General features: G+C 45.8%; 22 protein-coding genes. 17 read left to right on the forward strand and 5 right to left on the reverse strand.

Annotated elements, in window-relative coordinates; translation table 11 throughout:
* The first annotated feature begins 1 nt into the window (after position 1).
* The gene (lpdA, locus tag B3M90_RS04460; protein ID WP_029342176.1) at positions 2 to 1,414 is read left to right on the forward strand and encodes a dihydrolipoyl dehydrogenase; all 1,413 of its coding nucleotides are present in this window, start codon (positions 2 to 4) and stop codon (positions 1,412 to 1,414) included.
* A 106-nt stretch (positions 1,415 to 1,520) separates the two neighbouring features.
* Positions 1,521 to 1,826, forward strand: a complete 306-nt coding sequence (locus B3M90_RS04465; protein WP_214854652.1) for an SAV0927 family protein — start codon at positions 1,521 to 1,523, stop codon at positions 1,824 to 1,826.
* A gap of 61 nt (positions 1,827 to 1,887) precedes the next feature.
* Here B3M90_RS04465 and B3M90_RS04470 read toward each other — a convergent pair whose 3' ends face one another.
* Entirely contained in the window at positions 1,888 to 3,375 is a 1,488-nt protein-coding gene (locus tag B3M90_RS04470; protein WP_035406702.1) for an aminotransferase class I/II-fold pyridoxal phosphate-dependent enzyme, read from the reverse strand.
* Between the two features lie 132 nt (positions 3,376 to 3,507).
* Here B3M90_RS04470 and B3M90_RS04475 point away from each other — a divergent pair, with 132 nt between their 5' ends.
* The 3 genes from B3M90_RS04475 to B3M90_RS04485 all read left to right on the forward strand — a co-directional run bounded on the left by B3M90_RS04475 (position 3,508) and on the right by B3M90_RS04485 (position 5,162).
* Positions 3,508 to 3,780 carry a UPF0223 family protein gene (locus B3M90_RS04475; RefSeq protein WP_214854650.1) on the forward strand — a complete coding sequence of 91 codons (273 nt, stop codon included), beginning with the start codon at positions 3,508 to 3,510 and terminating at the stop codon, positions 3,778 to 3,780.
* A gap of 283 nt (positions 3,781 to 4,063) precedes the next feature.
* Positions 4,064 to 4,252 carry a hypothetical protein gene (locus B3M90_RS04480; RefSeq protein WP_023468845.1) on the forward strand — a complete coding sequence of 63 codons (189 nt, stop codon included), beginning with the start codon at positions 4,064 to 4,066 and terminating at the stop codon, positions 4,250 to 4,252.
* A 124-nt stretch (positions 4,253 to 4,376) separates the two neighbouring features.
* Positions 4,377 to 5,162 carry an inositol monophosphatase family protein gene (locus B3M90_RS04485; RefSeq protein ID WP_214854648.1) on the forward strand — a complete coding sequence of 262 codons (786 nt, stop codon included), beginning with the start codon at positions 4,377 to 4,379 and terminating at the stop codon, positions 5,160 to 5,162.
* 42 nt (positions 5,163 to 5,204) lie between these two features.
* Here B3M90_RS04485 and B3M90_RS04490 read toward each other — a convergent pair whose 3' ends face one another.
* On the reverse strand, positions 5,205 to 5,375 hold the full coding sequence (locus B3M90_RS04490) for a DUF5325 family protein (protein ID WP_214854647.1): 171 nt from the start codon (positions 5,373 to 5,375) through the stop codon (positions 5,205 to 5,207).
* Between the two features lie 184 nt (positions 5,376 to 5,559).
* On the opposite strand from B3M90_RS04490, the gene typA reads away from it, so the two are divergent.
* The 3 genes from typA (at position 5,560) to B3M90_RS04505 (ending at position 9,004) form a co-directional block, all read left to right on the forward strand.
* Positions 5,560 to 7,407, forward strand: coding sequence for a translational GTPase TypA (typA, locus tag B3M90_RS04495; RefSeq protein WP_035406711.1), 1,848 nt, complete (start codon positions 5,560 to 5,562; stop codon positions 7,405 to 7,407).
* A gap of 26 nt (positions 7,408 to 7,433) precedes the next feature.
* The gene (locus B3M90_RS04500) at positions 7,434 to 7,787 is read left to right on the forward strand and encodes a YlaH-like family protein (protein ID WP_058264776.1); all 354 of its coding nucleotides are present in this window, start codon (positions 7,434 to 7,436) and stop codon (positions 7,785 to 7,787) included.
* 122 nt (positions 7,788 to 7,909) lie between these two features.
* Entirely contained in the window at positions 7,910 to 9,004 is a 1,095-nt protein-coding gene (locus B3M90_RS04505; protein WP_290782772.1) for a PQQ-dependent sugar dehydrogenase, read from the forward strand.
* 43 nt (positions 9,005 to 9,047) lie between these two features.
* Here the strand turns inward: B3M90_RS04505 and B3M90_RS04510 are convergent, their stop codons facing one another.
* Positions 9,048 to 9,251, reverse strand: a complete 204-nt coding sequence (locus B3M90_RS04510) for a YlaI family protein (RefSeq protein WP_029342171.1) — start codon at positions 9,249 to 9,251, stop codon at positions 9,048 to 9,050.
* 117 nt (positions 9,252 to 9,368) lie between these two features.
* On the opposite strand from B3M90_RS04510, the gene B3M90_RS04515 reads away from it, so the two are divergent.
* The gene (locus tag B3M90_RS04515; RefSeq protein ID WP_214854646.1) at positions 9,369 to 9,821 is read left to right on the forward strand and encodes a hypothetical protein; all 453 of its coding nucleotides are present in this window, start codon (positions 9,369 to 9,371) and stop codon (positions 9,819 to 9,821) included.
* A gap of 40 nt (positions 9,822 to 9,861) precedes the next feature.
* Complete coding sequence (locus B3M90_RS04520; RefSeq protein WP_290759407.1) at positions 9,862 to 11,178, forward strand: PhoH family protein; 1,317 nt, start codon at positions 9,862 to 9,864, stop codon at positions 11,176 to 11,178.
* 38 nt (positions 11,179 to 11,216) lie between these two features.
* Here the strand turns inward: B3M90_RS04520 and B3M90_RS04525 are convergent, their stop codons facing one another.
* The gene (locus B3M90_RS04525) at positions 11,217 to 11,678 is read right to left on the reverse strand and encodes a hypothetical protein (RefSeq protein WP_214854644.1); all 462 of its coding nucleotides are present in this window, start codon (positions 11,676 to 11,678) and stop codon (positions 11,217 to 11,219) included.
* A gap of 122 nt (positions 11,679 to 11,800) precedes the next feature.
* Here B3M90_RS04525 and B3M90_RS04530 point away from each other — a divergent pair, with 122 nt between their 5' ends.
* The 4 genes from B3M90_RS04530 to B3M90_RS04545 all read left to right on the forward strand — a co-directional run bounded on the left by B3M90_RS04530 (position 11,801) and on the right by B3M90_RS04545 (position 18,280).
* Complete coding sequence (locus B3M90_RS04530) at positions 11,801 to 12,079, forward strand: YlaN family protein (protein ID WP_023468835.1); 279 nt, start codon at positions 11,801 to 11,803, stop codon at positions 12,077 to 12,079.
* Positions 12,080 to 12,150: 71 nt separating this feature from the next.
* On the forward strand, positions 12,151 to 13,422 hold the full coding sequence (locus tag B3M90_RS04535) for an FtsW/RodA/SpoVE family cell cycle protein (protein ID WP_214854641.1): 1,272 nt from the start codon (positions 12,151 to 12,153) through the stop codon (positions 13,420 to 13,422).
* Positions 13,415 to 16,849: a pyruvate carboxylase gene (locus B3M90_RS04540; protein ID WP_214854639.1), complete on the forward strand. Its 3,435-nt coding sequence runs from the start codon at positions 13,415 to 13,417 to the stop codon at positions 16,847 to 16,849. Before B3M90_RS04535 ends, B3M90_RS04540 begins: the two co-directional genes overlap by 8 nt.
* Positions 16,850 to 16,924: 75 nt before the next feature.
* The gene (locus B3M90_RS04545; protein ID WP_214854637.1) at positions 16,925 to 18,280 is read left to right on the forward strand and encodes a cryptochrome/photolyase family protein; all 1,356 of its coding nucleotides are present in this window, start codon (positions 16,925 to 16,927) and stop codon (positions 18,278 to 18,280) included.
* Between the two features lie 47 nt (positions 18,281 to 18,327).
* Here B3M90_RS04545 and B3M90_RS04550 read toward each other — a convergent pair whose 3' ends face one another.
* On the reverse strand, positions 18,328 to 19,221 hold the full coding sequence (locus tag B3M90_RS04550) for a COX15/CtaA family protein (protein ID WP_214854636.1): 894 nt from the start codon (positions 19,219 to 19,221) through the stop codon (positions 18,328 to 18,330).
* Between the two features lie 324 nt (positions 19,222 to 19,545).
* On the opposite strand from B3M90_RS04550, the gene cyoE reads away from it, so the two are divergent.
* From cyoE to ctaD, 3 genes are all read left to right on the forward strand, one after another.
* Positions 19,546 to 20,478 carry a heme o synthase gene (gene cyoE / locus B3M90_RS04555; RefSeq protein ID WP_214854635.1) on the forward strand — a complete coding sequence of 311 codons (933 nt, stop codon included), beginning with the start codon at positions 19,546 to 19,548 and terminating at the stop codon, positions 20,476 to 20,478.
* 64 nt (positions 20,479 to 20,542) lie between these two features.
* Positions 20,543 to 21,574, forward strand: coding sequence for a cytochrome c oxidase subunit II (gene coxB, locus B3M90_RS04560; protein WP_081780348.1), 1,032 nt, complete (start codon positions 20,543 to 20,545; stop codon positions 21,572 to 21,574).
* A 35-nt stretch (positions 21,575 to 21,609) separates the two neighbouring features.
* Complete coding sequence (ctaD, locus tag B3M90_RS04565; RefSeq protein WP_052018991.1) at positions 21,610 to 23,478, forward strand: cytochrome c oxidase subunit I; 1,869 nt, start codon at positions 21,610 to 21,612, stop codon at positions 23,476 to 23,478.
* Position 23,479 lies beyond the last annotated feature (1 nt).

Genomic DNA, 23,479 nt, shown 5'->3' on the forward strand with positions numbered 1-23,479 from the left:
AATGGTAGTAGGTGAATTCGCACAAGAAACAGATTTACTCGTAATCGGGGCTGGCCCTGGTGGTTACGTTGCTGCAATCCGCGGCGCGCAACTTGGTATGAAAGTAACAATCGTTGAACGTGAAAACGTCGGTGGCGTCTGCTTAAACGTAGGATGTATCCCATCAAAAGCCTTGATCACTGCAGGACATAACTTCCAGCACGCTAAAGGTTCAAGCGATATGGGGATCACTTCTGAGAATGCAACTGTCGATTTCTCGAAAGTTCAATCTTGGAAACAATCTGTCGTCAATAAATTGACTGGCGGCGTTAGTGGTCTTCTTAAAGGGAACAAAGTCGAGACTGTCGTTGGGGAAGCTTACTTCCAATCAGAAGATACAGTCCGTATCATCAACGAAGATTCTTCGACTCCTTACAAATTCAAGAAATGTATCATCGCGACAGGTTCGACTCCAATCGAACTTCCAGCTTTCAAATGGTCAAAACGCGTTCTTTCTTCAACAGGCGCATTGAACCTTCCTGAAATCCCGAAAAAACTCATCGTCATCGGTGGCGGATACATCGGGATGGAGCTTGGTACAGCGTATGCGAACTTCGATACAGAAGTCGTCATTCTTGAAGGAACAAAAGACATCCTTTCTGGTTTCGAGCCTGCTATGACGCAAGTCGTTAAGAAAAAGCTCAAACAAAAAGGTAACATCACGATCCACAACGAAGCACTTGCTCAAAGTGTGGAAGAGTCGGAAGATGGCGTTAAAGTAACATTCGAAGTCAACGGTGAAGCACAAACAGTTGAAGCGGACTACGTCCTCGTCACTGTCGGTCGCCGTCCGAACACTGGTGATCTTGGTCTTGAAATGGCAGAAGTCAAAGTCAGCGACCGTGGTCTTGTCGAAATCGACGATCAGTGCCGTACTTCAAACGAAAACATCTACGCAATCGGTGATATCGTTCCAGGACCACCACTTGCACACAAAGCTTCATTCGAAGCTAAAATTGCTGCTGAAGCAGCTGCAGGACACCCTGCATACCTCGACTACAGCGCGATTCCAGCAGTCGTCTTCACAGACCCAGAACTCGCTACTGTCGGTTACACTGAAGCACAAGCGAAAGAAGAAGGACTCGACTACATCGCGTCTAAATTCCCTTACGCTGCGAATGGTCGTGCACTTGCACTCAACGAGCCAGACGGCTTCTTGAAAATGATCACTCGTAAATCAGATGGTCTCTTGATCGGCGCGCAAATCGCTGGTACAGGCGCATCTGATATGATCGCTGAAATGGGACTCGCAATCGAGTCTGGTATGACAGCTGAAGATATCGCACTCACAATCCACGCGCACCCATCACTCGGTGAAATCGCAATGGAAACTGCTGAAGTTGCAATCGGTAGCCCAATTCACATCATTAAATAATTTCGAAACACCTCATACACGGGGAGCCGACCGTGTATGAGGTGTTTTTTTGTTTTGTCTTGATTCAAAAAAGGAAAAGAGTAAAAAATGGAGAGGGTGGACGCATATGGAATCCGTGACTGCCTTAGAGGAGCTGTATTACGTATCAGAGATGGATAAGGTTCGCTTTGTAGGCTGGACGACCGCATTCGCTCGCTATGATTTCGCTGTCATCTGTACAGGACAATTTTTTGGGAAAGTACTCGTCGTTAGTTTAACCGGTGGTCAGTCAGCGTTACTTGATCAACAGGATGTGTTGAATGGAGAAGTTTTAGTTCGTACTTTTGCAATTGAGCAAGAGGATGTTGCATTAATTGGTGAAGCATTAGCGGCATTCATTCCTTGTTCGCCAAACGATGAATATGCAGAATGAAACGATCCAATTAAAAAAGCAGTAATCCTCATCTAGTAAGGATTACTGCTTTGTTTTGTCTTCACCGAATTGCATTCGATTGCTGAATGACTTTGATCGTCTCGAGCGAATGATCCTCAAGACCTTGAACCGGAAGACCAGCTTCAATGTTTTCTTTAATATAGGCAAGATTGTCTGCCGTGATCATTTCGCCAGGAATAAAGATGGGAATACCAGGAGGGTACACCATCATGAATTCAGCTGAAATCCGTCCGACCGCATCGACTAACGGAATTGTCTCTGTTTCTTCATAGAAAGCATCACGTGGGCTGAGAGCGAGCGCTGGAATGTCTGGAAGGACGATTGAGTGATCAGTCGTTTCAGCGCCATTATTCTGATAGCGTGCAACAAGTAAAGACATCGCATGTAGGAATGCATCGATTGTCTCTTCCGAGTCACCAGAAGTGATGATGACAAGGATATTATTTAAATCAGAAAGTTCAACTTCGATCCGATGTTCTTCACGCAAAAACTCTTCGACAAGGTGACCAGAAATACCAAGTCCCTTAACGGAAACGAGCACTTTCGTTGGATCAAAAGCGAACGTCGCACTTGAATGAAGATCGGATTCGCCGAAAACGGCGAGATAAGGAAGCTTCGCTAATCCGAAACGCATCCGTGTCGCGAGCTCGAGTGCCCGACGATTCATTGCTTCACCGTTGATTGCAAGATGGCGCCGTGCGCAGTCAAGAGAAGCAAGCAGTAGATAGGATGTTGAAGTCGTCGTCAACATCGAGAGTACCGCTTGGACCTTATCTGGAGAGACAAGACCCCGGCGAACGTTTAAAACAGAGCTTCCAGTGAGTGACCCACCGAGTTTATGGACACTCGTTGCTGCGAGATCAGCTCCTGCTTGCATCGCAGATAATGGCATATCTTCGTGGAAGGCGATATGGACGCCGTGTGCTTCGTCGACGAGTACCGGAATACCCTTACTATGGGAAAGTTTGACGATGCTCTCCAAGTCGCCAGCAACGCCGAAATAAGTCGGGTTGATGACGAGCACTGCCTTTGTATCAGGATGAAGTGCAAGGGCACGTTCTACCGCGCTTGGTGTGATACCGTGTGCGATACCAAATGTCTCATCGAATTCAGGATGAATGAAAATCGGGTGCGCACCAGAAAGAACGATAGCTGACATCACCGATTTATGAACATTCCGAGGAACGAGAATTTTATCATCAGGTCCGACGACGCTCATGATCATTGCCATGATTGCGGTTGACGTTCCTTGTACGGAAAAGAACGTTTCGTCGGCATGGAAGGCTTGAGCTGCCAATTGATGAGCTTCCTTAATGATTGCCTTTGGATGATGAAGATCATCAAGGGGAGCGATATTGATTAAATCGATATCGAGCGCATTCTGACCGATGAACGATCGAAAGGCTGGATCCATTCCTTGACCATTTTTATGACCGGGAATATGAAATTGAATTGGTTGACGTTTCGCATGCGCGAGTAGCGCATCGAATAAAGGTGTATCGAGCTGTGTTAAGCTTTTTGTTTGCACCAGATTTCCCCCCTTAAAACCGAATAAAAATACAATCAAACAAGCTAACTATAACAAGTTTTCGAACGGTTGCAACTGTTTTATGCTTCTTTTCCGTGTAAAATAGAAAAGTGCAGAAAGGAAGTGGGAATGATGGCATTGAGTTATCCGCTCAATTCCGATTGGTCGACGGAAGAAATCGTGAAAGTCATCGACTTTTTCAATTTAGTTGAACAAGCGTATGAATCAGGTGTAGAACGACAACGTTTGCTCGAGGCATATCGGGAATTTAAGCAAATCGTCACCTCGAAATCCGAGGAAAAACAGTGGGATCAGTTTTATATGGAAGAGACAGGTTGCTCAAGTTATCGGACGATGCAACAGGCAAAACGCCAAGAAGATCCAATCGTGCGCATGAAAAAATAATGACATCATAAAAGATAAGACTCCTATGCGATCGTATAGGAGTCTTATCTTTTATACGGACTGGAAATGTGCGGAAAATGATCATCATTTGTTTAAAGTGGAAGGGAAGCGGCTATATACTACATACAAGACGTTATCCTTACAAATATGTGAAACTGTATTTTTTAAAATTAGATGCTTTACATCTAAGTTGAATCGTACTATTATTGATTCAATCCACTGATAAGTCGCAATTGTCTGACAAATTAAACGTCTGTTTATCCCGCGAAGGAGTGTGGTTACTGTGAAACAAGTGATAGAAGCATATAAGAGAAAAGATGCAGAAAAACGCATTCCTGTATTGCGTCTCGAAATCGACTATGAGCTTGCTACATTACATGATGCGATGGTGGCAAGTGACGCAGAAGCTGTTGGTGCAAGTAAAGAGCGCCTCGAAAAATATCGTCAAGAGATGGTACGTCTTGAAGCTTGATTTCAACGTCCTTTTCTCTACCTTATAATAAAATATCACTACTTCAACCAGCGAATCGTTCGCTGGTTTTCTTTTTTTGTTACTATAGAAGAAGCTGGAAACGATGATGAAGGAGTGAAGGAAGATGCAAATCGAGTTGGATGCGATAGACTTGATCAAGCGAGCAGGGAAATACATTCGCGAAAAGATTGATGTGTCGTATCACATTGAACAGAAAACCGGAAAAAGTGATTTAGTGACGGAGATTGATCAAGCCGTCGAGGATTTATTGATTAAAGGTATTCTAGATCGCTATCCGGATCATCATATTTATGGTGAAGAGGGGCGCATCGCTCGACCCGATACACTCGAAGGTACGATTTGGTTCGTTGATCCGATCGACGGAACAATGAACTTCATCCGTCAAAAGCGAATGTTCGCCATCTCAATTGCGATCATGATGGAAGGGGAATTACGGTACGGATTTGTTTATGATGTCATGGCTGACGAGCTATTTCATGTCATCAAAGGACAAGGGGCTTATCAAAACGGTATTCGGTTACCTCAACTGACAGAACGGAGCGTTAAGGAAGCAATCATCTGTATGAATGCTACCTGGGTGACGCCGAACCGTCGAATTAACACGGATCGTCTTGCTCCACTCGTGCGACACGCAGTAGGTGTACGAGCGATTGGTGCAGCTTCCCTTGAACTCGCATGGACGGCTGCCGGACGCGTTGATGGATATATCACGATGCGTAACATGCCTTGGGATTATGCAGCCGGTCAGTTATTGATTGAAGAGCTTGGTGGACGTGTCGGGACGATTACCGGAGAGCCGATGTCGTTTCTCGAGCAAACGAGTGTATTAGCAGGGAGCCAGACATTCGTTGAAGATGTATTGACGTTCGTACAAACACAAGAGGGTTGAAAAAAAGGTCCTTTCGTTTAAAAACGAAAGGAACCTTCCCAGTCATGTTTGTTTGCGCAAACGTGCCTTTAAAACGAATCCGGCACCCATCGCAACTATCATCAAGACGACAGAGGCAATCGTCATCGCTACGTTTTGTTCCGCGATGAAAATGCCGATGGCTGCCATGGATCCTACTGCAAGCATGGCAAGTAACAAAAATAGTAGACGCATGTTTTTTCCCCCTCTACCCGTGAGTACGTTAACAGTGTAGCGTGAATGAAGAATAATGAAAAGGCTTTCGAGATGATGTCGAATCTTAGTCATTGCCAATTAGGACTCTACCTGTGCTATACTCTTAAAGTTGACCGAAAGTATGATAAGATTTATTTAAATGAATAGAAAGAGGTACACACCTATGACAACATTAGTACGAAATGATTTACGCAACGTTGCGATCATCGCTCACGTTGACCATGGTAAAACAACATTAGTCGATGAGCTTTTAAAACAGTCTGGTACGTTCCGTACGAACGAACAAGTCGAAGAACGCGCAATGGACTCAAATGACATCGAGCGGGAACGTGGAATCACGATTCTTGCGAAAAACACTGCAATCGACTACAAAAACACACGCATCAACATCGTTGATACGCCAGGACACGCCGATTTCGGTGGAGAAGTTGAGCGGATCATGCGTATGGTGGACGGCGTCATCCTCGTTGTCGATGCACGTGAAGGCTGTATGCCACAAACACGTTTCGTTTTGAAAAAAGCACTCGAGCAAGGACTTCAACCAATCGTCGTCGTCAACAAAATCGACAAACCGATGGTCCGTCCTCTTGAAGTCGTCGACGAAGTCGTAGATCTCTTGATCGACCTCGGCGCTGACGAAGATCAACTCGAATTCCCAGTCGTTTATGCATCGGCAGTCAACGGCTCAAGTTCATTTGAACCTGAATTAGATAAACAAGAAGATACAATCACGAATGTTCTTGATTTAATTCTTGAGCATACACCAGCACCTGTCGATAACACAATGGAGCCACTTCAGTTCCAAGTTACGATGCTTGACTATGATAACTACCTCGGACGGATCGGTGTCGGTCGTGTCTTCCGTGGCGAAATCAAAGTTGGCGATAGCGTTTCACTTTCAAAACTTGACGGTTCAACGAAGAACTTCCGTGTCACGAAATTGTTCGGTTACTTCGGTCTAAAACGTGTCGAAATCGAAACTGCAAAAGCAGGAGACTTGATTGCGATCGCTGGTATGGAAGACATCAACGTCGGTGAAACAGTTTGCCCGACTTCACACGTTGATCCACTCCCATTATTACGTATCGATGAGCCAACGCTTCAAATGACATTCATCGTCAACAACTCACCATTCGCTGGTCGTGAAGGAGATCTCGTTACTTCACGTAAAATCGAAGAGCGTCTTGAAAAAGAACTCGAAACAGACGTTTCACTTCGCATCGAAAACACAGACTCACCGGACCGCTGGATCGTTTCTGGTCGTGGGGAGCTTCACCTCGGGATCTTGATCGAGAACATGCGCCGTGAAGGATACGAAATCCAAGTATCTAAACCGCAAGTTATCATCAAAGAAGAAGAAGGTGTCAAAGTCGAGCCATTCGAACGCGTCGTCATCGATACACCAGAAGAGTACACAGGTTCTGTCATGGAATCGATCGGTCTCCGCAAAGGTGAATTGACGAACATGCAAACAATGGACAACGGTCAAACAAAAATGGAATTCATCGTTCCTTCACGTGGTTTGATCGGTTACCGTAACGAATTCCTTTCTGCTACACGCGGATACGGAATCATGAACCACACATTCGAAGAATACCGTCCGTTCATCCAAGCGGATATCGGTGGACGTCGTAGTGGAGTTATGGTCTCAATCGAAACAGGTAAAGCAACTGCTTACGCGATCTCAGCTCTTGAAGACCGCGGAACGATCTTCATCGAGCCTGGTATTGAAGTATACGAAGGTATGATCATCGGCGAATGTAACCGTGATGTCGATCTCGCTGTCAACGTCGTTAAAGCAAAACAATTAACGAACATGCGTGCATCTGCAAAAGATTCAACAAACGTTCTTAAACGTCCACGTGTCTTCTCACTTGAAGAGTCGTTGACATTCTTGAATGAAGATGAGTACTGTGAAATCACACCACAATCGGTTCGTCTCCGTAAACAAGTCTTGAACAAAAACGAACGTGAAAAGCAAGAAAAACGTCGTCGTCTAGGTAAAGATTGAGTCTTGAACGAATAGGGGGATTGGCAATGAATGCACAAGCTGCCGTTGCTTCTGATTTTCCGAAATACGATATTCCGTTCATCGCGAAACTTCTCGGTGTCGGAAGTGATCCGAATAACATCGAAACGGGATTTTATCCTTTAATGATCACTGTCGTCATCTTGACGCTTGTCGTCTTTAAGTTAGGATTTGCTAAGGAACTAGCATGGTGGAAATCACTGATCGTCTATCTCTTGCTCGCCGTCTTCTCGGCAGCATTGACGCTTGTCTTCTGGACATGGCCGATTCCTGAAGTACTCCTTGCGATGGTCTTCGTACTTGGTATTTATCGCTTCCGGATGTGGATGGTCAAGCGTGAACGTGAACGGACAGCTTCTTGACGGAAGCATGTCATGAATCAAAAGAACGAATCTCTTCGGAGGTTCGTTCTTTTTTTGTGCTAATTCAGATGCATGATTTAAAGCGTAGCGGGAACAGGGATACTAAAAGGGGGGAGAAAACAGTGAAAATAAAGTATGTCATACCCCTGCTGTTAGCGGGTATTCTGATCGGCTGTACACAAACGTCAGAAGAATCGTCAACAAAGGAAACCAATCAGAAGACACAAAAAAACAATCAACAGGATTCAGGTAATCAAGAAGATACGCAATCATCACAAACGCAAGAAGGAGTCGTATTTAAAGAGCTAAACGCCCCATGGAATATCGTTCGCGAAGGAGAGACTTTTTATATTACAGAGCGCGAAGGAACAATCGTCAAAGGAAAACAAGGTGATTATGAGAGGATGCGCTTGCAACTGAAGAAAGATGTAATTGCTGAAGGAGAAAGTGGATTACTCGGTATGGTACTTGACCCTGATTTTAAGAACAATAAGACGGCATACGTCTATCATACGTATGCAAAACAAAATCAAGCGACCAATCGTGTCATTGCAATCAAAGAAGAAGGCCATCAGTGGGTCGAAGAACGTGTGTTACTCGACGATATTCCGGGAGCGACGATTCACAACGGAGGACGACTTGAGTGGGGTCCAGAAGGTGCACTCTACGTCACAGCAGGAGACGCAGCAAATCCTGAACTGGCGCAAGACATTGATTCATTGGCAGGAAAGATTTTACGCATCACATCTGAAGGAGAACCGTTCAAGGGGAATCAAAAAGGATACGTCTACAGTCTCGGTCACCGGAATCCACAAGGACTTGTTTTCGTCGATGATCAACTGTATGCAAGCGAACATGGGCAAAGTGGGCACGATGAGATCAATCGAATCGAACAAAAGAATTATGGATGGCCGACGATTGAAGGGAAAGAGCAAGCAGACGGACTGGTGACGCCGTGGTATGAAGTAGGAGAACAATCTGTTGCACCAAGTGGAGTTGCAACAGCAGAGAATACACTTTATTTTGCAACACTTGTCGGGCAACGATTACAAACCATCGATCTAGAGACGAAGCAAGTCAAGACGATTGTCGAAAACCAAGGTCGGATTCGCGATGTCTGGATTGACGAGACATCGATTTACTATATTACAAATAATACGGACGGAAGAGGGAATCCATCGGCAGATGATGATCGATTGGTTCGAATCAATCGATGAACAATAAAAGGTCTGTCAGGGAATTTTCCCGCAGACCTTTTGTTTACCAGTGTTTTCGTTTCGTTTCCCAAGTCGGGTATAAATGGAATTGTCCAGAAGCGTGGCGTTCAAGTGTCCGTTCTTCTACGCGTGATCGACACTCATCACAGATATGGACACGAACAGGTTTATTGCGTAATCGCTTCGCCGTGAAGGACCAATCATCAATCGTTTCACGCTTATCGCAAATCGTACATTTCACTCGCATGTCAGGTCCTCCCTTTTTTTCTTAGTATATCATATTAGAAGATTATTCAGATGTAAAAAAGGGAAACGAGAAGTATATCTCGAAATATCATCACTAAGTCGTAGAGGGGGTGATGTCATGGCAAATAAAGTTGAACAACAGCTTAACTCAGGTCAACTAGAAGCACTATCGCAATTACCACTCGTTTTTTTGATTACGCATGATCAATCCAAACATTGGCCCATCACACATGCAATCAGTTGGGTACATGCGACGGATTCGCAAACGGTTCGTTTTGCAATCGAAGCAGATTCTCATCTCGTTAAAACATTACGAGAACATCCGGTCTTCACGTTGATCTTTTTTGCAGATCAGTCGACGTACAGCTTAACGTGTACGGACGTCAAGGCGTTTACGCCGCAAGAAGACCTTCCGTTGCCACTCGCTTTTTATGAGGGACGCGTTGAGGAGGTGCGTGACATCTTGTTTTACGGAGCAACTGTCACACAACGACCGACTATCGAAAAAACATACGATGAACAGGCAGCCGAACGGTTGGATCAACTCGTTCATCGCATCCTAAAAGCGTAACATTCATCACAAACTCGACTCTAAAGGGGCGAACGATGGAATGAAAAAAATATACGTACTTGATACCAATGTCATGCTTCATGATCCACTTTCTCTTTTCCAATTCCAGGAGCACGACGTCGTCATACCAGCGATCGTACTAGAAGAACTAGATGGAAAAAAACGCAACATGGATGAGGTTGGACGTAATGCACGAGAAACAGCTCGCATCTTAGACCAATTACGGGAAACTGGTCAGCTTCATGCGGGAGTGCCACTCGGAAACGGTGGCATTCTTCGCGTCGATATTGGGGACTCCATTCATGAAGGTTCGCCGTTTACGCATGAATCGAACGATAACAAGATTATCGAGCTCGCATGGTCGATTCATCGGGAACAACAAACTGAAGCGACCCCACGAGATGTCATTCTCGTCTCAAAAGATATCTTAGTCCGCGTCAAAGCGGATGCGTATGGATTAGTCGCTGAGGACTATATGACGGATCATATCGCTGACTTGACTGGTCTTTATACAGGATTCATCGAAGTGACCGTCGATCAGGAATATATCGATGCTTTCTATCAGGATAAACGACTTTCAGTTGATGTATTGCCGGAAAAAGTGCAACCGAATGAATTCATCATTCTAAAAAGTAATATGTCAAAAGCCTCTGCCATTGCTGTCGTTGATCAGAATTTGCCGATCATCCGGGCACTTTCGATCGATGTCGATCAAGTCTGGGGTGTTATTCCCCGAAACGTTCAACAACGGATGGCGTTTGAGTTATTACTTCGAGACGATGTACCGCTCGTTACACTCGTTGGGAAGGCAGGTACCGGAAAAACATTACTCGCACTCGCTGCGGGGCTCCTGCAAGTAGAAGACGAGCATAAATATAAAAAACTGGTCGTTGCTCGTCCAGTCGTGCCGATGGGAAATGATATTGGCTACTTGCCAGGTGAGATGGAGGAAAAGCTTCGTCCGTGGATGCAACCGATCTATGATAACCTCGAACATCTCTTTAATACGGGATCAGGAGACGAACTTGGTAACATTCTCGCGGGAATGAAGACGATTCAACTGGAAGCGTTGACATATATTCGAGGACGGAGCATGCCGGGGCAATTCATCATTATCGATGAAGCGCAGAATTTGACGAAACATGAAGTCAAGACGATTTTGACACGTGTCGGTGAAAACTCGAAAATCGTGTTAGTCGGGGATCCGCAACAGATCGATCACCCGTATTTAGATGAATATTCGAACGGTTTATCCTACGCCGTAGAACGCCTTAAAAATGAGAAGATGACGGGACACGTCAAACTCGTCAAAGGGGAACGCTCAAATCTGGCGCGCCTCGCAGCCGACTTATTATAAAAAACGTGGTGCGTCTATTCAGGCGCACCACGTTTTCCTTATATGACGGTAACCGTGTGAATAGATTTGACGATCCGTTGTCCGTGCAAGAGGTGAACGGGTCCATCTGATAACACTTTGCCGTCTTGTGAGAACTGTAGGTACACTTCGTCGAGTTTCTCAAGTGGAAGTTCGACCGTTTCTTCACCTTCGAAACGAATAGCGGTCGCTTCCGGTAAGAGTTCAGCATTCCGGATGAACGGTGCGAGCGCCATGGCGAATGACCCTTGAAGCGCGGCTTCTTTTTCAGCGCGTGTCATCGGACGATTATGATCCGTACGACTGCCTTCCATGATGCCTTTATCCCACGCTGCCCCCATTTTCGCGTAGTACGCTTCTTGTTCGCTCGTATCTGCTGGTTGGCCAATCTTCTCAATCGCAACCTTTCGTTCATCAAAGATCCAAACTGTCGGATCAATCGTCAACTGGTGCCGTACTTTACCGTTAATCGGAAAAATCATTGTTATACCCCCTAAATGTGTAAGTCCAACAAATCCATTATACCGAAACGTTGAATTGTTGGCGAAAGTAAGGTAAAGTTTAGCTATAACAGGAACGCGTCATTTGATGAGGAGGGATTGGATTGTCAACTGAAATCGAGACAGTTCATCGCCAGCGCGCTCTTGAGCTACTAGAAGCGGATGCACAAAAAATCCGCCGGTTGATCGAGGTCCAGCTTGCGAATTTAACGATGCCACAATGTCCTCTTTACGAGGAAGTATTGGATACACAAATGTTCGGATTGTCCCGTCAGATTGATTTTGCGGTACGTCTTGAACTGATTGATGCGGGTGAAGGGAAACAGTTGCTCGAATCACTTGAACAGCAATTATCTGATTTACATGATGCGGAGACGTGCTGATTTTCTACTCAAACGTGAAATGCGGCGTTTGGGTATTTTTTTTTAGAAAACGAAAAAAAGGACGTGTACATATGTTAGCGAAGTTTAAAGAAAAACGAGCATTTTTTGACTACGGTCTCTTCTTTACGATGCTCATCCTCATGGCGATCAGTACAGTCATGGTCTATAGTGCCAGCGTTTGGAACGGTGGCGATTATGCGAATACGTCCTTCTTTGAGAAGCAGTTGATGTTCGATGCGATGGCCATCGTGCTGTTCCTTTTAGTTTCGCAAGTGAATCATGAAGTATTTCGTGGACCAATCATTCGTTTACTCTTGTACGCGATTACATGGTTGATGCTGATGGCAACACTATTTTCGGTTCCCCTAAACGGAGCTCGCGCCTGGTTGAACTTCGGTATCTTCTTGATTCAACCAATCGAGCTTTGTAAATTCGTGCTCGTCGTCGGGCTTGCCAGTTATTTTGATCAAAAGCACAAAGGAAAGATGGATGGCGTGATTGGGATTGTCCATCACTTCATCCATCGTCAAATTCCAGCGACGTCCCCCGGAAAACGGATTTTACTTAGTTTCTCGGACTGGATCTTGATTCCGATGGTCGTATTACTTGCACCTTACGCGATCATCATTCGTATGCAACCGGATGACGGCGGATTATTCATTCTGTTACTCATCACGGCGATGATTTTATTTGCAGTAGGATTACCAAGTGGTTACATCATGTTATGTGTCGTTACCGTTCCGATCATCTTCTTGTACGCATGGAACAATTTTTCGGATAATCAGATGCAACGGATTCAAGCGAGTTTGAATCCCTTTCTTGACGCAGAAGGTAAGGGATATCAGCTCATCAACTCCGTCATATCGATTGCCCATGGGGGATTGTTCGGAGTGGGTCTTGGGAATAGTTTTCAAAAGTATGGTTATCTGCCAGAACCTGAAACCGACTACATCATGTCGATCATCTCGGAAGAACTCGGCTTCATCGGGGTCCTTGTCGTACTCGGTCTATTGTTTTACCTGATGATTCAAGGGGCGATCATCGCTAACCGGTGTGTCTCACTTTACTCGAGCATGCTCGCACTTGGGATTTCCGGTATTATTTTCATCCAGACATGTATCAATATTGCAGCCATGTCTGGTCTGTTTCCAGGTACAGGTGTCACCTTGCCATTCATCAGTTACGGTGGGTCATCGTTACTCGTCATGAGTACGATGCTTGGTGTAATGGCAAACATTTCTATGCAAAACAAATATCGGGTGGCTTATCATAAAGAAGTGCAAACTGCACGTTCGATGAGTGCCACGAGCTCATTAACTAAAGGGGGAGCATCAGTTGACTAAAATCCAGAAGATTCTCGTAGCAAACCGCGGGGAGATCGCGATTCGCGTTTTCCGTGCAGCGACGGAACTCGGTATTCGTACCGTTGCTATTTATTCACGAGAGGACATGGGTTCTCTTCATCGTTATAAAGCCGATGAAGCGTACCGGATCGGAGAAGGAAAAAAACCGATCGAAGCCTACCTCGACATTGAAGATATCATCGCAACAGCGAAAAAAGCCGAATGTGATGCGATCCATCCTGGTTATGGATTCCTCTCTGAGAATATTGAGCTAGCCAAACGTTGCCGCGAAGAAGGAATCATCTTCATCGGGCCGCAAGAAGATCACCTGTATAAGTTCGGAGATAAGGTACGGGCACGGACGACTGCAATTGAAGCGGGTCTTCCTGTCATTCCAGGAACAGATGGTCCGATCTCATCAATTGATGAAGCGTATGCGTTCGCAAAAGAAGCAGGCTATCCACTCATGGTCAAAGCATCGCTTGGTGGTGGTGGACGTGGTATGCGTGTCGTCCGGACAGAAGAAGAGCTTTCAGACATGATTGAACGAGCGAAATCTGAAGCTTTAAAAGCATTCGGTTCGGATGAAATTTACGTTGAAAAATTAATCGAACGACCAAAACATATTGAAGTCCAAATCATCGGGGATGCACATGGAAACATCATTCATTTGTTTGAACGAGACTGTTCCGTACAACGACGTCACCAAAAAGTCGTCGAAGTGGCGCCATGTGTCACGCTTTCAGAAGAAGGGCGTAAAAAGATCTGTGACGCGGCTGTCACGTTGATGAAACATGTCGGATACGAAAATGCGGGTACGGTCGAATTTCTCGTCACACAAGATGAATCGTTCTATTTCATCGAAGTCAACCCACGTGTACAAGTCGAGCATACGATTACGGAGATGATCACAGGCGTTGACATCGTTCAGACTCAAATCCGTGTTGCTGAAGGCGAATCGTTACATAGCGACCTTGTCGGCATTCCACAACAAGAAGAGATTAAGATGCTTGGTTTTGCGATCCAGAGCCGAATTACTTCAGAGGACCCAGAAAACGGCTTCTTGCCGGATACAGGTAAGATTAAAGCGTATCGTTCACCAGGCGGCTTTGGTGTACGTCTTGATGGTGGGAATGCCTATGTCGGAGCAGAAATTTCACCGTATTATGACTCGTTGCTCGTTAAAATCTCGACGCACGGTTTGACGTATGACCAAGCGGTCGCGAAAATGCGTCGAAACTTAAGTGAATTCCGGATTCGTGGTATTAAGACGAACATCCCATTCTTGAGCAATGTCTTGAAACACCACGCGTTCGTCAGCGGCGATTACAATACATCGTTTATCGATGATACACAAGAATTATTTATCTTCCCAAAACGTCAAGACCGGGGAACGAAGCTGTTGACGTACATCGGAGAGGTTTCCGTTAATGGATTCCCGGGAATCGGAAAACTGGACAAACCACTTGCGCGTGACGTCCGAATTCCAAAAAATCTTCCGGCAGACTACACGCCAGGCGCAAAAGCGATCCTTGATGCAGAAGGTCCGGAAGCTGTCGCGAAATGGTTGAAAGCACAAGACAACGTTTTGTTGACGGATACGACATTCCGTGACGCTCATCAATCGTTACTTGCGACACGAATGCGGACGAAGGATCTCGTTGCGATCGCAGAGGCGGAAGCGAAACTGCTTCCTGAATTGTTCTCAGTCGAGGCATGGGGAGGGGCAACATTTGATGTTGCGTATCGATTCTTATCAGAGGATCCATGGGTTCGTCTGATGAAATTGCGTGAAAAGATGCCGAACGTCCTGATTCAAATGTTACTCCGCGGTGCGAACGGCGTTGGTTACAAGAACTATCCAGACAATGTCATCCATACCTTCGTCAAGGAAGCGGCGCAAGCGGGAGTCGATGTCTTCCGAATTTTCGACAGCTTGAACAACCCGGAATCAATTCAACTCGCCATCGATGCGGTCTTGCCAACAGGTAAAATCGCGGAAGCAGCTGTCTGTTACACAGGGGATCTGTTCGATGCGAATCGTCCGAAATATCATCTGCCGTATTACGTCAATCTGGCGAAACAACTGGAAGAGAGCGGTGCTCACATCATTGCCATCAAGGATATGGCGGGTCTCTTGAAACCGGAAGCAGCCTATGCGCTTGTATCGGCACTTAAAGATGCAGTATCGTTACCAATCCATCTTCACACCCATGATGCGAGTGGAAACGGGATTTATACGTATGCGCGTGCGATCGATGCCGGGGTCGACGTCGTTGATGTCGCGGCATCAAGTATGTCAGGACTGACGAGTCAGCCAGCGGGTGGTAGCTTGATTCATGCCCTAAGTGGTCATCCACGTCAACCACTCGTCTCAGCACAGAAGTTCGAACAGATTTCGGACTATTGGCAGGACGTGCGTCATTTGTATCAAGCATTCGAACTTGATATGATCGCACCAAATCCAACCGTCTACGATCATGAGATGCCGGGTGGACAATATTCGAACTTACAGCAACAAGCAAAAGCGGTCGGGCTTTCGGATCGTTGGTCTGAAGTCAAAGAAATGTATGCGCGTGTCAACATGTTGTTTGGCGATATCGTTAAAGTCACACCGTCGTCGAAAGTCGTTGGAGACATGGCGCTCTTCATGGTCCAACATCATCTGACGGAAGAAGACGTACTGCACCGAGCAAGTGGACTTGACTTCCCGGATTCAGTCGTTGAACTGATGAAGGGTGAACTCGGAACTCCGCCGGACGGTTTCCCGCAAGAAGTACAACGTGCCATCTTGAAGGGAGCTGCTCCGTTGACGGAACGTCCTGGTAAGATGATGCAACCTCTCAACTTTGATGCAATAAAAAATGAGTTGTTTGAGAAACTTGAACGACCAGTCACTGAATTTGATGCTCTCGCTTACGCGCTCTATCCAAAAGTCTTCATGGACTACAGTTCATATGTCGCGCGATATGGCGATATCTCGGTTCTTGATACGAATACATTCTTCCACGGTATGCGCCTAGGCGAAACGATCGAGGTCGAAATTGAACGAGGGAAGACACTATATCTCAAGTTGATTCAAATCGGTCAGCCAGACGATCACGGGATGCGGACAATCTATTATGAGATGAATGGTGTTCCTCGTGAAGTCGAAGTCAAGGACATCAGTATTAAGGAAAGTTCATCAAGCCGTCCAAAAGCAGATCGAAGTAACGCAAAACAGATCGGTGCGTCGATGCCGGGTAGTGTGCTGAAGGTACTCGTTGAGACAGGCACTCGTGTCCGTAAAGGAGAACAACTTCTCGTTACGGAAGCGATGAAGATGGAAACGACGATCCAAGCACCAGAAGACGGTGAGATCAAAGCCGTCCATGTTAAAGAAGGCGAAGCTATTGCGAGTCAAGACTTATTGATTGAATTCGTATAAGGTCACAATGAAAAACAGGCGCACGCTCGGCGGGCTGCCTGTTTTTCATTCAATATGTAATGGGAGAGGATACGGTTGAACATTATTTGTTGGATTCGAAGCGATTTTCGATTACAAGACAACCACATGTTGGCACGTGCGATTGAATTACTGAAGGAAAATCCAAAAGCGACAGTCGAGTTCGTCTTTTGGCTCAATCCAGATTACATTGGAGAATATGAAGCGCGGCAACAATATTTCTTTCAAGCGCTCGAATTGTTTTCAGATGATTGTAAAGAAAAAGAGATGCCGATTCGCTTCATCGAAGGCGATGAACAAGCTTTCTTAGATGCAACCAATGATGCGGACGTTCTGTTATTCAATGCGGAATATGTCGAACCATTCAAGGCGCGGGATGAGAGAATCATCAAAAAACGTAAGGAACGACAAACGGAGCGCTTGTTAGACCGGCATCTGCTCCATCCACATGACATTAAAAAGCAGGATGGAAAGTTCTATAAAGTATTCACGCCGTATAAGAATGCGTTCATGAAAAAAGAAATTCCAACACCCTATGATGTGAAGTGGCAAACGCTACGGGATCATTATCATAAGCGCCAGCACACTAATAGTTTCATTGATGCCTATTTTAAAAAGGCACAGTCTGATGCGGCATTTCATCCGGGTGAGAAGCAAGCGAAACAACGCTTAAAGAAATTCATCGAGCAATCGCTTGAAAACTACGAAGAGAATCGTGATCTTCCAGCGATGGACGGTACGAGTTTACTCTCACGTTATCTACGGACCGGTGAGATCGGGATTCGAACGGTCTATGCAGCTATTCAAGATGCAAAAGAATCGAAAGGGAAGCAGACATTCATCACCGAACTCATCTGGCGTGAGTTCTATTACATGATTTTAATGCACTTCCCGGAATCGAAACGACAAGCGGTCAACACCCAGTACCGAGAAATCAAGTGGGAAGAAAACGAGGACGGATTCAAGGCTTGGTGTGAAGGGAAAACCGGCTATCCGATCGTCGATGCAGCGATGCGTCAATTGAACCAAACCGGTTGGATGCATAATCGTCTGCGGATGATTGTCGCGTCGTTCCTGACAAAAGATCTATTGATCGATTGGCAAAAAGGGGAACGTTATTTCCAACAGAAACTCGTCGATTATGAAGCGGCTTCGAACATCGGTGGTTGGCAATGGGCGGCATCGGTCGGGACGGATGCCGTACCGTACTTCCGAGTCTTCAATCCGACGACACAATCAAAGAAGTTCGATAAGGACGGAGAGTTCATTCGGCAGTATGTCACGGAAATCAAAGATCTGTCGAAGCAATATATTCATGAACCGACGCAGCAACAACGAGAAGACTCTGGATACCCAGAACCAATCGTTGCACATGATGAAGCGCGAAAGCGTGCAATCGCTCGATTCAAGTAATGAAAAAAGGATATTCCTCAGCGGAGGAACATCCTTTTTTTACGACCTTATTGAAGACGGCTATTTGCTTTACGTGTTCGGAATGCATGATACGTCAAGTAGGATAAGACACCGAAATAACACGTAATCAAGAAGGCGTGCAGTAACGGTACATATGTTGCATGTCCACCGAGAACGATCCAAGCACCTGTAGCAACTTGACACGAGATGAAGAACGTCGCGAATGCCATGCCGATTTTCGTCGTCCGGTGTTTTAAGCGAATGGCTGTAATATGAACGAACAACGTGTAGAGGAATAATAGCCCAGCCATGATTCGGTGAATCATTTGGACCCAGGCTTCGAACGTCATCGACGGTTGGGAACAAACGGGCCAACCCACACACGCATATGTAGCGCCAACATGGCGAACGTAAGCACCAGTATAGACGACGATCAGCGTGTAGACGAGCAGACCGTACAAGAGCTTCCGCAAGAATGCTGGGACAGATTCCCTGAATTCCTGACCAGGACGCTCCATGATCAATATCGTTAAAATCAATAAGGCAGCAAAGGAAATCAAGGAGATACCAAAATGTAACGCCATGACGAGATCTGATTGTTGCCAAACGACAGCTCCTGCTCCGACGAGGGATTGAATCAACATGAAGATGAAGGCAAGAAATGCAAAAATCTTCGTATCTAATCGATCCTTAAAGGCAACGAGCGTCCAGAGACATAAGGCGATGATTAGGAGTCCAACGACTCCGGTCACAGCGCGGTGACTATATTCAATCATCGTTTCAACACTTGGGTTCGTCGGAATGAGTTCCCCATGACAGAGTGGCCAATCTGTTCCGCAGCCATCTCCCGAGTCCGTTTTTGTGACTGTCCCACCCATCAGCAAGACGATCATCATCGTAAACGTGACGAAGGCTGAAAACATCGAAAGCTTTCGATTCAAGATTTGGACACCACCTTTCTAAAAAATACGAAATACATGGATTTCCATAGGACTAGTATCGCATAAAAAGTCTCGAAACGCTTGCAATCTTTTAGAACAACGCTATTCTAGTATTAGGTAAATATGGTGAACTGTGATGAAAATCACATAGATTTCACATTTTGTTCATTATGTCGAAAGTATTTTCATACGTCACGGTCCTAAATATGTGGTATCTTTTATAGAGAAAAGGACGTTTCGTGGCATGTCTGTGTTATTTATGTGAAGAAATTACGTGAAGCCTAGGTGCTACACGGAAGCAGATGGTGAAAAGGAGGGAACAGCATGGCGAAAGTTACTGGAGAGGCACTGGATATGGCAATCGAGCAGGCGGATCAGCCCACATTCAAGGACTATGTCACCCTAGCAAAAATGGGGATCGTCCGTGCCAATCTGATTACGGTCTTCGCAGGGTATGTCGTGGCGGCATCGTACATAACGGATGATGTCCTATTGTATCTATGGCAAACCAAGTGGATGTTACTGTGGACGCTTCTCGGGAGTGGATTAGTCATTGCCGGAAGTTGCTACCTCAATAACTACATTGACCGGGACATCGATTATAAGATGGAACGGACGATGGGAAGACCAAGCGTTACTGGGAAGATGGATGGACAGCGAATACTCGCGCTAGGACTCGGGATTCTTGCGACCGGTACGGTATTGTTGTTGATCGTCAACCATGTGGCGGCAGTGTTCGGATTGATCGGATCATTCGTTTACGTCGTGATTTATACGATGTGGTTAAAGCGAACACACACGATCAATACAGTCGTAGGTGGTATATCAGGAGCTGTGCCACCAATCATTGGATTTGCGGCAGTCACTCCGACGCTTCACATTGATGCGTGGATTTTATTCCTCATCATGTTCGTGTGGCAACCACCACATTTCCTCGCACTCGCGATGCGACGGACAGAGGAGTATCGGGCAGCAGGTATCCCGATGTTACCTGTCGTAAACGGATTCGCGATCACGAAACGACAAATTGTATGGTGGATTGCAGTACTTATTCCATCATCACTCCTCTTAGCACACTATGGCATCATCTACATGATCGTCATGGCATTGCTCGGTGGATATTGGCTCTATATGGGACTGAAAGGTCTGAAGATCCAAGATGAACAAGCCGAAATCAAATGGGCGTCGAAGATGTTCTTCTTCTCACTGTTTTATTTCACGGCTTGGATCGTGACGGTCGTACTCGTTTCTTTCTAAAACGATTTGACATAATTCACGTACACCATTACGAAAGACAAAATTGGGGACAAAGAAAGTGGGGATGGTTGTGAAAAAATCAGTAAAAATGCTCTTCCGGCTTCTTCCAATCGGCTTGATGGCACTCATGTTATCAGGTTGTGGAATTCCGGAATTGTCTGCGCTACAGCCTCGCGGAGAAGGCGCTGAAATGCAACTTGAGATCATCAAGCTTAGCTTGTGGGTCATGTTGTTCGTCCTTGCGATCGTAGCCGTCATTTATATTTACGTACTTATGAAATTCCGTCGTAAATCAGGTGATAACACGGTTCCGAAGCAAGTCGAAGGGAACCACACGCTTGAAATCATCTGGACAGTTATTCCGATCCTTCTCTTGATCGTTCTTGCAATTCCGACGATCAAAACAACGGTTGAACTTGCGGATGCAAAAGAAGCGAAGAAAAACGAACAAATCAACGTTACAGCGAACCTTTACTGGTGGGAATTCGAATATCCAGACAAAGGTGTTTCGACAGGACAAGAACTTGTCATCCCAGTCGGTAAACGTGTTGCGGTTAACTTGACGTCTAAAGACGTCATTCACTCATTCTGGGTACCGGCTCTTTCTGGTAAGACAGATACAAACCCAGGTCTTGATAACGAAATGTGGTTACAAGCAAAAGAAGCAGGCACGTACTACGGTAAATGTGCCGAGTTGTGTGGTCCTTCTCACGCATTGATGGACTTTAAAGTCGTTGCGATGGAGCAGGATGACTACGACAAATGGTTGAAAGACATGAAATCTGCAAAAGAAGCAGAAACAAAACAGCTTGATAAAAAGAATGAAAAGAACTGGACGACTGGTGAGCAAGTCTACGCCCAGAATTGTCTCAGCTGTCATGGCGGCGGGAAAGTCGCACCTAGCTTGACGAACTTCGGTGATCGTCAGCGTATCGCGGGTTACCTCAAGCATGATAAAGAAAACCTCGAAAAATGGATTCGCGATCCACAAAAAGAGAAACAAGGTACAAAAATGCCTGGATTCTCTGAAGATAAGATCAGCGATGAAGAATTGAGCGAATTGGCAGATTATCTATTGGACAAAAAGCTCCAATAATTTTTTAAGGGGGAATCATAGTGGGGACACATACTATGGGTATGCCGCAGAAAAAAAGCGGCATCATGGACTGGCTAACGACAGTCGACCATAAGAAAATCGGGATTCTCTACATCATCTCTGGATTGTTCTTCCTTCTAGTTGGTGGCGTAGAAGCCCTAATGATTCGTTTTCAATTGATTAAACCGATGAACGATTTCGTCAGCGGTGAACTTTTTAACCAATTGATCACGATGCACGGTACGACGATGATCTTCTTGGCAGCGATGCCGATGTTGATCGGTTACATGAACGCAGCAGTACCGCTTCAAATCGGAGCACGCGATGTTGCGTTCCCATTCTTAAATGCACTTGGTTTTTGGTTGTTCTTCTTTGGTGGAGTCTTACTGAACCTTTCATGGTTCTTCGGCGCTGCGCCAAACGCAGGGTGGACAGCTTACGCACCACTCTCGACAGTACCAGAGTCGCTCGGTGTTGACTTCTACTCACTCGGGTTACAGATTTCTGGTTTCGGTACACTCATGGGGGGGATCAACTTCCTCGTTACGATTTTGAACATGCGTGCACCAGGTATGAAACTGATGCGGATGCCGCTCTTCACATGGACAGCATTCGTTGCTTCTGCCTTGATCGTTTTCGCATTCCCACCACTTACGGTTGGATTGTTCCTCTTGACGTTCGAGCGACTCTTCGGAGCGCATTTCTTTGACCCGGCAGCGGGCGGGAACATCGTCATCTGGGAACACCTCTTCTGGATCTTCGGTCACCCGGAAGTTTACATCTTGATTTTACCGGCATTCGGTATCTTCTCTGAAATCATCCCTACCTTTGCTCGTAAACGTCTCTTCGGATACACGACGATGGTCTTTGCGACGATGTTGATCGGTTTCCTCGGATTCATGGTATGGGTTCACCACATGTTCACAGTCGGTCTCGGTCCGGTTGCGAACGCGATCTTCGCAGTAGCGACGATGGCGATCGCTGTACCGACAGGGGTCAAGATCTTCAACTGGCTCTTTACGCTATGGGGCGGGAAGTTGACGTTCCCAGTCGCGATGCTTTATTCGGTCGCCTTCATTCCATCATTCCTTGTTGGTGGTATGACAGGGGTCATGCTTTCAGTAGCACCTGCCGATTATCAGTACCACGACAGTTATTTCGTCGTTGCCCACTTCCACTACGTTATCGTTGGTGGGGTCGTCTTTGGTCTCTTCGCAGGTCTTTACTACTGGTTCCCACTCATGTTCGGGAAACAACTCAACGAGTTCTGGGGTAAAATTCAATTCTGGTTGTTCTTCATCGGCTTCCATTTGACATTCTTCCCACAACATATTCTTGGTCTTACAGGTATGCCACGTCGTGTCTTCACGTACTTGCCAAACCAAGGCTGGGAAACAATGAACTTACTTTCTTCAATCGGTGCAGCCTTCATGGGTGTGTCGACGATCATTCTCGTCATCTCGATCGTTGCCGCATTGATGTCAAAAGAATATGTAAAACGCGACGTATGGGGCGATGGACGTACGCTTGAGTGGACACTTCCTGTTCCAACTCCAGAATACAACTTCGCACAAATTCCACTCGTCAAAGGTTTAGATACGTACTGGCTCGAAAAAATGGCAGGTAACAAAACAGTCTCTGTTTCGGAAGAAGTCGGTGATATCCACATGCCGAACAACTCGATCTTGCCGTTCGTTATGTCAGTCGGTCTGTTCCTTGCAGGTCTTGGATTCATTCTTCGTCTAGATTACGGTACTGTCGGTCTGGTCATTGCCTTGATCGGTCTTGCGATGACATTCATCGCGATGTTCTTCCGTTCTTGGATCGACGATGAAGGATACTACATCCCGAAATCAGTCGTCGAAGAAGATCTACGCCTTGAAGCAGAAAAGGAGGCGAAGTAAG

The organism is Exiguobacterium sp. UBA6309 (assembly GCF_002439205.1).
In the GTDB taxonomy this organism is placed as follows: Bacteria; Bacillota; Bacilli; order Exiguobacteriales; family Exiguobacteriaceae; genus Exiguobacterium_A.